The organism is Pseudomonas tehranensis, assembly GCF_014268615.1.
In the GTDB taxonomy this organism is placed as follows: domain Bacteria; phylum Pseudomonadota; class Gammaproteobacteria; order Pseudomonadales; family Pseudomonadaceae; genus Aquipseudomonas; species Aquipseudomonas tehranensis.
This window is the reverse complement of record NZ_JABWQV010000150.1, coordinates 1-11,742: the sequence shown is the minus strand read 5'-3', so window position 1 is coordinate 11,742 and position 11,742 is coordinate 1. Positions and strand designations below refer to the sequence as shown.

The following is an 11,742-nucleotide window of genomic DNA, read 5'->3' as shown; positions in this document are numbered from 1 at the left end:
CACCGCTTTCGCGAGCAAGCCCGCTCCCACCAGGAGTTTTGCGTTGGGCTCAGGATTTGGGTGGCGTCGGGTTCGCGTCGAACGTATGGGGCGGGGCGACTTGCAGGGTGGTGACGGAGCCTTGGGCAGACAGTGAATACGTCACTTTGGAGATCAGCATGTCGCCGTCAAACCACAGCACCGGGTCGATCACCCGCACCAGGGTGTTATGCCGCCACAAATCGCCATTGGCCTGACGCCAGCCCTGCACGCGGTAGGTCGTGGTCAGGGCCTTGCCAGTGCGGATGGCGCTTTCCCAGTCGGCTCGCTGCTGGGCCAGCTCGAAGGTCAATTGCGCGCTTTCGCTGATCACCGTGACCCGCTTGCGCTTGAAGCCCAGGTCCGTAGCGGTGCCGGAGACTTCGCTCACCGCCGCCCCGCTCTGCTGATCATTACCCTTGTGCTGGCCGATGACCCGGTATTCGGAGAACACCTGGCTGTAGTCCATCGCTGCGTTGCCCGAGAGAATGTTTTTACCCAGTTCCAGCACATCATTGGCTCGCCCGCCACTACCGGGTTTAGCCAGCAACACGCGGCCTTCGGCGTCGTCAGTGGAAAACACCCGAAACAACGTCAGCAGACGGTCGATGGATTGAAAGACCGTTTCCCCCGGCACGATGCTGTGCTCGCTCAACCGAGCGGTTTCAGGGATCTCACTGATCACTCCCACGCCATATTGCGAGGCCAGGGCCTGGACAATGCTCAGCACCGTTTGCCCGCGCCATTGGCTCGGGCGATTGATCGCCGCGCAGTCCACCAAGTCCTGGGTCCTGGAGCCACCCTCGATGCTCAGGCTGATCTGGCGCCCGTCATAACTGACCGGGGCTTTGAACACGTAGCCGCTGAGCACCAGGTCGGCACCGATGCGCACCTGACATTCATCCCCCGGACGAATTGGCACAGACTGGGTCTGCCCCGGCCATTGCCAGGTGATGTCGAGTTTGAAGGTGCGGAACTGCCGCTCCAGGTCCGCACTGATTTCCACGCTTTTCCAGCCGCCGTAATCCAGCCCGCCGACCGTGAGCGAGACAGCGTTGTCGAGCTCGCTCATGGCTTATTCCCTCGATACTTTCAGGTCGTTGGGTGGCAGGAAACCAGGGTGAGCCACGCCATTGCGCTGAGTCACTTCGGTGACCCGGGTGGCATCGGCAAATTGCTGATACGCCACTACCAGCGCCGGCAGGCTTTGCTTGAACGACAGGCTGATCAGTCTGACACCGGAAGACGCCACCGCCGTCAGGTGCGCGGCCATTTGCTGACGCAGGTTGTTCAGCGCCTGGTAGTGATCCGGGTCGGCCTTGAGCGAGGCTTGCCAGATGACCTCGTTGAGGGCATCGCGCAGGGCCAGCACATCATCAGCCACCGGCACGTCCCGGCGCTGGACCGGCTGTACCGCCTGTTGCGCCACCGATGGGGTGGCGCCCAACTTGACCGCCGGTGCCGCCACCGGCATCGCCGCAATCCATTGCGCGGCCTGCACCAACAGCGTGTCCTGCACCAGATCGGCCACGGCCTGGGCCGCCGCCGTGGTGTCTTTGCCAGTGGTGAGCTTGGGAGCGTCCGCCTTGCGAATGGCTTCCACCTGCTGCGACACGCTGGCAATCACGCCGCGATAGCCGTCACGGGCAAAGTCCTTCAATTCCCGGATGTCCCCCAGCAACCCTTTAAACTCGGCGGCCACTTCGCTGGGCAGCTCCTTCACCGCCTTGACCAGATCGCTGAGTTGCCGATAAGTCTCGATCAACGGCTTGAGTTCCTGCTCGATGACGCCGTAGACCTCCTTAAGGCTGTTGCGCAGGTCAGCAATGCCGATCCGCGCGGCCTTGATCAACGTCATGGCCTCTTCGAAACGCCGCACCGCCGAACCCAGAAAGCTGTCAGCCGAAACCAGCAACAGTTTCTGGCTGTTGATCGCGGCCGACGGGAATTGCAGCGGCTGGTCGGGGTAGAACTTCAGAGCGAACGTCACCAGGCCGCCATCCTGACGGGTCTGGGTCATGTCGCACTCACCCACCTTGACCTGCAGGCGCCCCAACCACGGATGCACCAGTTCGCCGCTGCCCTGCTCCAGGGCCTTAAGCAACTTGTCGCGCTGCTCTAGGCAATCGGGTCCGACGATGAACGCGGTCAGCTCATGAATCTTCGCTTGCTGACCGAGTCCTTCGAAGAATGGCTGGTCACGTTGGGGATATTCATGCAACTGGCCCTTATGGCCGACCGGGGTCTTCGCCTGATCGACCCAGAACCCGACGCCGCGAAACGACGCCGGCAACAAACGATCACGCCAGCTCATTGGAACCTCCTGTGGAAAGTGAGCGATAGCCAATGCGCGAACTCACCGCCAGGGCCGGTTGATTGGTCTGCGGCGGGTCGGCGCGCAACCCGGCCGGCGCGTTTTCGAAGCGCACGGTCAGGCCGCCTTCAAGCTGCGTGCGGTTGTTGGCGGCGCTTTGTTGCACCAGGGCGCTGGAGGTTTGCGGCAGTGCACCTGGCGCTAGCGCAGTTTTCGCCGGCAAGTTGCTCGACACTGGCGCCTGGCTGGAAGGCAGGCCCGAGGGCTGTTCGCTGGCGCCGCCAAAAAACGCCGGCGCCAGCTCACCCTTTCCTTCGGCATTGGTGTTTTGTTGCGCCTGGGTCAGTCCTTCGACCTTGCCGGTAAACGAGGTGATGATTTCGCCGAAGCCGCCGTTGAAGAACGCCTTGATCGGCGCAATCACACCCTGCAGTTCATCCCACCATTGGCTGAACCACTCCCCCACAGGTCCCCACTGTTTGGTCAGGCCCTCAATGGGCGACCAGTCGAACAAACCGCTGAACACCGCCAGCATGATCGACACCTGATTGCGAATGCCTTCCCAGATGCCGGCGAACACTTCACCAATCGTGCCCCAGTTGGCCATGATCAACCCCAGCGGCGTCCAGTCGAACAGGCCTTTCAAGGCGTCCATCACCGGCACCGTCAGTGCCCTGAGCAGATCCCAGATCGCTGCGAACAACCCGGTCAAGGGCGCCCAATTGCTGATGATCAAACCCAAGGGTGACCAGGCAAACAACGTCTGCATGAAACCGATAATCGGCGTCGCCGCCGCCACGATCACATTCCAGAGCGTGCCGAAAAAACTGCTGATCGGTCCCCAATGGCTGATCACCTGCCCCATCGGGGTGAAGGCGAACACCGTCTTGAAGAACTCGACCATCGGCATGACGATCGGCGCCAGCTTCTGCCAAAGCCCGGAGAAGAACGCCGAGATCGGTGTCCAGTTAGCGATGATCATCCCGGCCGCCAAGGCGATGCCCATGGCAATCAAGCCGATGGGGTTCATCTTCAAGGCCAGGTTGACCACTTCCAGCGCCTGGCTCGCACCGCTGACCGCCGTTTGAATCGCATTGAACGCCACGACGCCTGTCGCCAGGCCCTGTACCAATTGCGGGTTGTCCTGCAGCACCTGGGCCACACCCGTGACCATCGGCTGCAAGCTGGCTGCCGCCGCGTTGACCGCCGGCCCCAGGGCCGAACCGAACTGCACCGACACATTGCTGATGGAAGTCTTCAATCCATCCAGGCTCTGTGCCGCCACACGCGGCGCTTCAGGGGCCTTCAAGCTGCTGGCCGCCGCGTTGGCCGCGCCGACTTCACCTTTGAACGCGTCTGCTGACTTGAGCCCCTCCATGAACGGTTTGGCCAGGCCGCCCTCGGGGAGCAGAGCGGAAATATCCAGGCTGCCAAGGCCCGTGGCATCGAGGTTCTGTTTGAAGCTGGCGACCTTGGCCCGAAGGCTGGCAAGCTTGGGCGACAGCTCATCGATGCCGGTCAGCAGCACTGCTTTTTTCTCTAGCTTCTGTGTCTCTGCCATCACTGCACCTGCTGCATCGCATTGATCCGTTGCGCGTGCTCCAGGGACTCGCGGAGCACATCCAGTGGCCTGGCCATCATCTGTTCGGGGTCAACCTTCCAGAACCAGGCCAGGTCATAGGCGGCTGCGATCAGGTCGCCGATGGCTGCGACGCCGCACTCATGAAAAAACTCGCGACGGCCCAGCTCAATGCGTTGAGGTCTGCCAGGTCCAACTGGTTGACCGACGACGGCGGGATGCCGGCGCAGACCGCGATGTACTTGGCCGCGACGTCCATGTCCAGGCTCACCTCCTCGCTCTTGTCGATCTTGTACGGCAGCGCCTTGATCGCCCGGACTTCTTGCACCGTCGGACGGCGCAAGGTCAGTTCGCTCAGCGGCTCGCCGTGGGCCTCGATGGCCACGCGCAGCGTCACGACATCGCTCATTGCCAAGTCCCCTTGATGCCTTCGAATTTCAGTTCGATGGTGGCGTCGTCGCCCTTGGAGACCGGCTCTTCCACCAGATAAGCGCCGGCCAGCACGTAGACCTTGCCGTTGTTGAATTCGCAGGTGACGGTCATGTCGGTGCCAGCGACCAGTTGCTTGAGCGGGAAATCCGCCGTGTGCAGGGCCGTCACCTTGAAGGACGGTGCAATGTCGGTTTCCTTGTAGAAACCCGGTACGACGGTTTCGCGTTTGGTAAACATCAGCGGTGCTTCGCAGCCGCCATTGATGGTCAGTTGAGCGCCGTCCACTTTGACGTAGCAGGTGCCCGCAATCAGTTGACCCATGGTGTTTCTCCCTTCGAATAAAAGCTGTTCACTTAGGATTTGTGTAGATCATTGTGGCGAGGGAGCTTGCTCCCGCTTGACCGGGCTGACGCTGCATTACGTAGCGCCAGCTCTGTTTTGGGGTTGCTGCGCAACTCAGCGGGAGCGAGCTCCCTCGCCACAGTCAGGCGGCGTCGTCGTATTGCAGACGGAATTGGTTGAGCAGTGCGAACACCCGCAGGCCATTGATGTAATCGGGCGGGAACAGCACATTGACCCGGCTCGGGTCCTGGCTGTCACGCTCGACCACCAGGTGCTCGGCGAACAGCTCGGCGTTTTCTACGTGACCTTCCAACTCCAGCTTGGCGTACTGGGCAATCAACTCGCCGCGAATGGTGCTCGGCGTCACGATCGGTTGGCCGGCGCCGAAACGGGTGCCGTCGGCAGCCAGTTTGTGCCGCCCGTATTTACTGGTGATCACGCTTTGCAGGCGACGCACGATGAACGCCGACTGGTGCATGGTTTCGCTGTCCAGATAGGAATTGTCAGCCTGGCCGAAGGCATTTTTTTGATACGTGGTGATCGAGCGCTGAATGCGCACGTAGCCACCTTCGTAATACGCCGTGGCAATGCCGTAGTTGAGCAACGACTGACGCTCGGTCAGGGTGAAACGCTCGCTGGCCGGTGCCGGATCCAAGCCTGGCAAACTGCCGCTCTGGGTCGGACGGCTGGCGTCAGCGGAGATGAACACCGCAGTACGGGCGGCCAACGCAGCGGCCTGGACCCAGAACGGTTGCGGTACGCCCAGCTCCAGGGCCTGGAGGGTCATGTGCTGGTCGTTACGCGCCTGACCGGCCGCCACCAGAGTGCCGATGGTGCCGCGCTTGGCGCTGTAGACATGGCCGAACAACTGCTTGGCCCAGGACCAGCGACCCGTGCTGTCGTCCATGACCGCTTGCCAGGTGTTGAGGCTCGCCACATCGGACCACGGCATGGCGATGAACTCGAATGGCTCGTCACCCAGGGCCGCGACGGCGGCAGTCTGGTCCGGCACACCCGCGCCACCGGTCATTGCCGTGATGGCGGTGATCAGGCCAGCAGGGGTGTCTTCGCCATTGCTCTTGCCCAGACGATTGAATTGCAGGCTGATGTCGTTGCCGCTGTCGCCGGTCCATTTGGCGCTCAGCGTCACGACACCCTCGGCGGCCGCAGCGATCACCGGCAGGTCGGCGGTCGCGTTGATTTTCAGAGCCAGCGCAGTGGCGGCTTGAGCTGCAGTCGCACCATTGACGATGGCGGCTTGAACACGCACACCACCCACATAAAGATTAAGAAGACCGCTTTGAGTGGCGACGCCGGTCAGGGTCAGCATGCCTTGGGCGATGGAACCTTCGACGTTGTGCAGCGGCAAGCACCAGATCTCACCCAACGGGTCAGTCTTGCGCCAGGTTTCGTACATCGAGGCAAGCATCGAACCTTGACCGCCGATGTTTTTGGCCAGCGCGACGCTGGACACCAGCACCAGTTTGCCGACCTCGGCCGGCGCCACGTTGTCGTTGACCTGAGCCACGATCAACCGGCGCATGGCCGATGACGCGCTATTGGCCGCCGAGTTGTCCATTTCGGCGTAGAACAGCGGAACACGAATGTCCGCGGGAATGTTGCTGAATCCGATCGCCATTATTTGGCTCCCTGTGGTTTTGCCGCTTTCACGGTTTTGGTAGTGATATCGCCATCGGCCAGACGTCGACGCCACCAGGCGCTGTCCGGTACTTCACGGCCCTCGAGGGGCAACAGATCGCCCGCTTCCGGGTCCGGTACGGCACGGCCCGGGGCCGGCAGCACGGTGATGCGTTTGCTCATGGGGTTACGTCTCCAGAGAAAGTCAGTTCCACGCGCCCATCGGGCCCGGGACGCTTCAGGTTGGGGTCCGCCGGGTCGATGGCATCGACCCGCACGGTGGCCCCGCTAAAGGACGACAAGCCGTCCAGTTCACGCTCGTGCCAGCTTTCGGCAGGCTGGCTCGCCAGATTGCGGCCCAGCTGGAACTCGGCGAAAAAGTGCAGCCGGTACGACACGCGGCTGCTATTGATGGAAACCAGTTCACTGCCGTCGTACTCGATGCCGGTGTAGTCGCCACCGGGCTTGAAACCCACCAGTGCCCGCCACAGTTCGGCGCGCAGGTCGTGCAACAGATCCAGCGCTTTTGTCGCATCGGTGGCGTCGAGCACCAATACGGTGTCGAAACGGTCACGCACCGTTTGCAGCGTGGCGTTCTGGGCGGCGTTCTTGCTGGCAATGTCGGCGCTTGGCAGGACATAGGCGCAAGGGGTTTGCAGTGGCGTGTCGGCTTGCAACGTGGCGAGGTCAAAACCTGCCGCCACGCGATTGGCGAGCGTCGGACATTGCTCGCGCAGTTGCGTGAGGATCGGGGTGATCTTCATGGAGGTGCTCCAGTTGTATGGAATCGCAGTCAGAAACTGTGGGAGCGAGCCTGCTCGCGATAGCGGTGTGTCAGGCACCATCAATGCTGGCTATGACGGCCTCATCGCGAGCAGGCTCGCTCCCACAGGGTCAGCGGTGTTTTGGAAGGGAGCACCTCAGGCCCTGGCATCCAGGCAGGTCGCATCAATCTTGCAGCGATAGCTTTTTTCCCGGTCGCCGCTGGCGGTGACTTTGTCGATCGACCAGCGACCGCGCATGAAGTCCGGCCAGGAGGCGTCCAACAGCACGATGCCTTCGGCGCACAAGCCTGGATTGCCGGGGCATTCGATCGCCACCTTGAGTGCTTCGCGCATCATCCGGCGTACCTCGCCTTCTCCGGCGGCGCGGGCATCGTTGGCGCTTTGAAAGCGCTGGCGAAGGGTCTTGAACGGCGCGATGCCGCTCTCCTCGACCCGCATTTTCCCCGCCTTCGCATCCCACCAACTGGCCTTGCAGCCCTGGTATTTCGCCCGGGCGGTGTCATCCAGGACGGCGGAGATAAAAGCGTTATCGCCCGGGCGGTTACTCGTCGTCACCGACAGCTTTGTCTCTGGCAGGACTTTGCCCGACAAAGACTTCGCCTGCCCCCGGCGCGCCAGCACATACAGCTCGTTGACCGGCTTGGCGACGGCATCATAACGATGAGCCAGTCGTGTCAGAAAACCCATGTCGGTTTCGTTGGACTGATCGATGTGCTCGATTTTTATCAGCGCCAGGTCCGGCGCCACACGCGGGGAAAACCCGTGTCTGGAAGTCAGCTGACGAAACAGCGCGCCCAGGGTCGTCGGGCCATGACTGACGGATCGGCGTTGCTTGAAACCGGTCTGATCGGCCGCACTGAACGGCGCCGCCGTCGCGACAAGCGTCAGGCGCAGGGGAAACAGAGTTGGCGTGCGCCGGGTCACGACGAACTCGCCTTTATCCACCAGACCCGACTCCAGATAACCAACCCGCAGGCCGATTTTCCCGCCCAGGCTGGGCAATCCTTCAAGCCCTTCCAGGCTGATGGTGAGCGTCAGTTGATCGGACTCGATCCCCGCCGCGTCGATGTGCGTCCAACTGAGCAAGCGTTCGTTGAGCAGCGCCGCGTTCGCACCGTAGATTTCCACCGCTGGCGTGAAACCCAGTGACATGTTGCCTCCTTAATCCCAGGCCGAAACCGGTGTGGGTGCGACGGGTTGCAGATCCACTTCCGGCAGGACAATCCATACACCGGCCGGCAATACCGGCCCCCACTCGGCCAGCTTCGGATTGAGTCGCCAGAGAGCCTCTTCGGCGACATCGTCACAACGCTCAAGCTCGCGGTACAGCAACAGATTCACCGAATCACCGGCAATACTTCGAACCCTACGCATTGGCGAACTCCGTCAATTCAATCACCCAGCCGACCACCATCGCAGTGCCGTCATCAATGACGTCGGTCTGGGTTTCCGACACCTTGTTGATCTGCCACAGCCCCCAGTTGCGGCCGATGCCGTCAACCAACGGCACAGGCATGCGATGCGCCTGTAATGCACGCAGCTCATCGAGTCGATCCATGGCGGTCGCGTACATCGATTTGCCGGTGATGGTCAGCCCTTGCAGCCCTTGACCGACCTGACTGGATTTGGGTTTGCTGGTGAGGATGTCGATGCTTTTCCAACCACCGTCCGACGTGCGGACCAGGGAGTGGTAAGCGAAGTTTCTGGACAGACCGAAAATGAAACTGCCCAGTGCCATTTGCTGACGCATCACGTACCTCCGTCGGTCAGGGCCGCATCACTGCGCATGGCGAGTGAGTTGGGCATGGTCGTCAGTGCGAATTGAGCCGAGAGCTGCTGTGCCACCAGGTTGGCCAACTGACTGGCACTTGCCTGGTCCTGGCCGTTGATATAGATGTTTGCGGTCATGGTGTTTTGTTGTGTGGCTGTCTGGGTGCTGCTCAGGCCTTTTGTCACCTCCCCCGGGGCATTGAGCCGATCAGCGGGAGTGACCAGTTGCTCGCCGAGCCATGACCCGGCCATACCGCCAACGAAACCACCGATTGCCGTGCCGATTCCAGGCAGAATAAATGACCCTATCGTCGCCCCCACGACCGTTCCGGCTATCTCGCCGACGGCGCCTCCAACCGCCTTGTCATCGCCATCGCGCAAACCTTTGTATGCATCGTATCCGGCGCTGAGCACCATCAGCGGTGCAGCCGCTTTGCTGACCAAGGGTTCGATCCTGGCCGCGCCCCCCATCAAACGGCGCGCGACACCTGGAGATCCAGTTCTGGTTGCGCGGGACTTTCTTCGCTTGCTCTTACCTTTGCGAATGTCTTCATCCCCGTCGGCAAGTGCATCCCCGACGCTCTCGGGCAGTCGCGCGGTAGCTTGATTGAGAGTTTTCTTGCTCACTCTCGAAAGCGCTTCCGTCAACACCGCGTTGCCAACCAAGGCCACCAAAGACCCGACGGCAGCGAACAAAAGAGCAATCCCGGCAGCCGCCTTCGGCGAGTCTTCTGCCAGCGAACTCAAACCTCCAGTCACCGTATCGAGGGAGGCCGTCAAACCGTCATTCAGCGGCATAAGCGCATTGCCAACCGCCGAAGACAGCCGGGTCTGACTCGCATCATGGGCATTCCACCGCCCCTGCGAGGTTCCCCCAAGCGTTTCGGCAGTTTTCGCTACGGAGCCGTCGTATTTCGGCAGCGCCCCATCGGGGGTCCGCTCGGACACCAGCGCAAACGCCTTCTGGGTGTCTTGCGGTTTTTTCAGCAGCTCAAGAATCGCGGTGTTATCGCCGAACAGAACCTGGGTCAGCGATTGCTGTTCTTCAACAGGTTTTTTCTTCAGTGCTTCAAGCACCAGATTGATGGTTCCCGGGGCGTCGGTACGCAGGCCGTCGGCAACCATCGCTGGATTGAGTCCAGCGTCCAGTTCTGCCCAGGCCTTGCGATCCTGCGGTGAAGCAGCATTCCCCTTGGCCAACGCCGAGGTGAACCCTTTCAGAGCGTCCTCGGCGCCCGCCTTGTCTACGCCACTGTTCAGGAACGCCGCCGCGAGAGCTGCCACCTGCTCCGGGGTCATTCCAGCAGCAATGCCCACCTCGCCACCGCGTTGCACCACAGAGCCGATATCGGCCGTTGTAACATTCAAACCGCTGTTGCCAAGGTGGTTGGTCGCATCCGCCAGGCTCAGGCGTTGTCCACGGTCCAGCCCCATCGCGGTGCGCCAGCCCAACAACATCTCGCTGGCGGCCTTGACGTCAAGGTTGAACGCCGATGCCGTCACCGCGCTATCGCGAGTGAAAGCCAACAGCTCGTCCTGCTTTTTAGCCGGTTCTAGGTCGTTCCCGATGCCTGCTTTCGCCGCGGCCAGTTCGACCTGCGCCAACTGCACGGCGGTCGCCCCACTGAGGGCCACCTGTTTTTCGCTGGCCATCTTCAGGTTGGCAATTGCCATGCCGGCGAGCTGATCTTTGCCAAGGTTCGCCACCAGATTAAGCTCAACCATCGCCAGCTCAAGCGCCATGGAAGACTTGCGGCGATCAGGTGGCGTACTTTGTTCAACCTCGGCCTTGAGCTTTGACTTTGAACCGCTGCTTGCCGCCGCCGACGCGTTCGCTTTGCACAGCGACTGCTGCGCCGACAGAGCAATGTTCAGTAATGCCAGGGTTTCCCGCAGCTTTACCTGCTCCAACACCAGCAGACGGACGTCGAGACTGGCCGTGGTCAATGCCAGGTTCAGCCCCGATAGGGGATCAGTGAAACCGACAGTCCCCGATGTCTCGTCTGCTCTGCCGAGTTGCGGCGGCTCGATGCGATTAACCTGCGCACCGTTGAGTGAATACTGAGTCTCTGCCATCCGCCCTACTCCTTTTTCACGCCAAGGCGAGTGATCGCGATGTCGTAACGGCGTAATGCCTTGCCGACGTCCCACTCCAGAATCTCTGCCTCACTTACTGCGTAAATGAGCGGCACCACATCGAAGATCACTTCGATGTCGCGCTCCGAAAGAAGTCCGCCGGTTTGTTTAAAAAATCGTCGATGCGTACCTGAAGCTGTGTCCAGTCGGGCACGGTCAGCAGATCCAGATCGGGGATCATCAGGCCGGTGCAATGGGCGGTGATGAACTCGGCGCGTTCCTTGGCCGTCTTCAGTTTTTTCATCGCCTTGGTCGCTCGCAGCACGGGCATTTCCAGGGTCAGCGAGGTCAGGCTGCGGCCAGCGACGTTGAGCGGTTGGAGCAGTTGTATCTGGTCGGGGTCCACTGCTGCGCCATCCGTTGATTCCAGGAAGTGGGACGTCGGGCGAGTGGACATCTCGTGCACGTACTGCGCAATGCTCACGTAGTCCGGGCGCTTGAGCTGATCCAGCTCCTTGATCGACAGGCCGGTGGCGAGTTTGGCCAATTCGAAAAACTGATCGTCCTCGTCATCGCCGGCACGGGCCAGGGCGTCTTTCTGCGCCGCATAGAGCAAGGGTTTGAGTTGGAGCTGCTCGATTTGCGACTCGTCGTCAGCGGTGATCGGCGACAGCAAGACGTGAACAGGAGGTGTCCAGGACATGAAATGAATTCCTTGGTCAATCATGGGAAGTTGCGCGGTGCCGGTCAGTGGAGGACGCAACCTGTGGGAGCGAGCCTGCTCGCGA

13 protein-coding genes are annotated in these 11,742 nt (G+C 61.3%); all 13 read right to left on the bottom strand.

Annotated features, from left to right (window positions below; translation table 11 throughout):
- Positions 1-49: 49 nt before the first annotated feature.
- Entirely contained in the window at positions 50-1,090 is a 1,041-nt protein-coding gene (locus tag HU811_RS18880; RefSeq protein WP_186657453.1) for a phage baseplate assembly protein, read from the bottom strand.
- 3 nt (positions 1,091-1,093) lie between these two features.
- Positions 1,094-2,332 (bottom strand): DNA circularization protein, encoded by a 1,239-nt coding sequence (locus HU811_RS18875; RefSeq protein ID WP_186657451.1) that lies wholly within the window; start codon positions 2,330-2,332, stop codon positions 1,094-1,096.
- A complete protein-coding gene (locus tag HU811_RS18870) occupies positions 2,319-3,893 on the bottom strand; it encodes a phage tail tape measure protein (protein WP_186657449.1) in 1,575 nt (524 codons plus the stop codon). The genes HU811_RS18875 and HU811_RS18870 overlap by 14 nt, the downstream gene beginning before the upstream one ends.
- 130 nt (positions 3,894-4,023) lie before the next feature.
- Positions 4,024-4,320: a phage tail assembly protein gene (locus tag HU811_RS18865; protein WP_047230006.1), complete on the bottom strand. Its 297-nt coding sequence runs from the start codon at positions 4,318-4,320 to the stop codon at positions 4,024-4,026.
- Complete coding sequence (locus HU811_RS18860) at positions 4,317-4,664, bottom strand: phage tail tube protein (protein ID WP_003198314.1); 348 nt, start codon at positions 4,662-4,664, stop codon at positions 4,317-4,319. Before HU811_RS18860 ends, HU811_RS18865 begins: the two co-directional genes overlap by 4 nt.
- Before the next feature lie 163 nt (positions 4,665-4,827).
- Positions 4,828-6,324 carry a phage tail sheath subtilisin-like domain-containing protein gene (locus HU811_RS18855; protein ID WP_186657448.1) on the bottom strand — a complete coding sequence of 499 codons (1,497 nt, stop codon included), beginning with the start codon at positions 6,322-6,324 and terminating at the stop codon, positions 4,828-4,830.
- The gene (locus tag HU811_RS18850) at positions 6,324-6,506 is read right to left on the bottom strand and encodes a DUF2635 domain-containing protein (protein WP_047230004.1); all 183 of its coding nucleotides are present in this window, start codon (positions 6,504-6,506) and stop codon (positions 6,324-6,326) included. The genes HU811_RS18855 and HU811_RS18850 overlap by 1 nt, the downstream gene beginning before the upstream one ends.
- Positions 6,503-7,087, bottom strand: a complete 585-nt coding sequence (locus tag HU811_RS18845) for a phage tail terminator protein (protein WP_092454197.1) — start codon at positions 7,085-7,087, stop codon at positions 6,503-6,505. The genes HU811_RS18850 and HU811_RS18845 overlap by 4 nt, the downstream gene beginning before the upstream one ends.
- 156 nt (positions 7,088-7,243) lie before the next feature.
- Entirely contained in the window at positions 7,244-8,260 is a 1,017-nt protein-coding gene (locus HU811_RS18840) for a contractile injection system protein, VgrG/Pvc8 family (protein ID WP_186657447.1), read from the bottom strand.
- A 9-nt stretch (positions 8,261-8,269) separates the two neighbouring features.
- Positions 8,270-8,482 carry a tail protein X gene (locus HU811_RS18835; RefSeq protein ID WP_092401101.1) on the bottom strand — a complete coding sequence of 71 codons (213 nt, stop codon included), beginning with the start codon at positions 8,480-8,482 and terminating at the stop codon, positions 8,270-8,272.
- The gene (locus HU811_RS18830) at positions 8,475-8,858 is read right to left on the bottom strand and encodes a phage tail protein (protein WP_186657445.1); all 384 of its coding nucleotides are present in this window, start codon (positions 8,856-8,858) and stop codon (positions 8,475-8,477) included. Before HU811_RS18830 ends, HU811_RS18835 begins: the two co-directional genes overlap by 8 nt.
- The gene (locus tag HU811_RS18825; RefSeq protein WP_186657443.1) at positions 8,858-10,954 is read right to left on the bottom strand and encodes a phage tail tape measure protein; all 2,097 of its coding nucleotides are present in this window, start codon (positions 10,952-10,954) and stop codon (positions 8,858-8,860) included. The genes HU811_RS18830 and HU811_RS18825 overlap by 1 nt, the downstream gene beginning before the upstream one ends.
- Positions 10,955-11,081: 127 nt before the next feature.
- Positions 11,082-11,657 (bottom strand): phage tail assembly protein, encoded by a 576-nt coding sequence (locus tag HU811_RS18820; RefSeq protein WP_186657442.1) that lies wholly within the window; start codon positions 11,655-11,657, stop codon positions 11,082-11,084.
- Between the last annotated feature and the right edge of the window lie 85 nt (positions 11,658-11,742).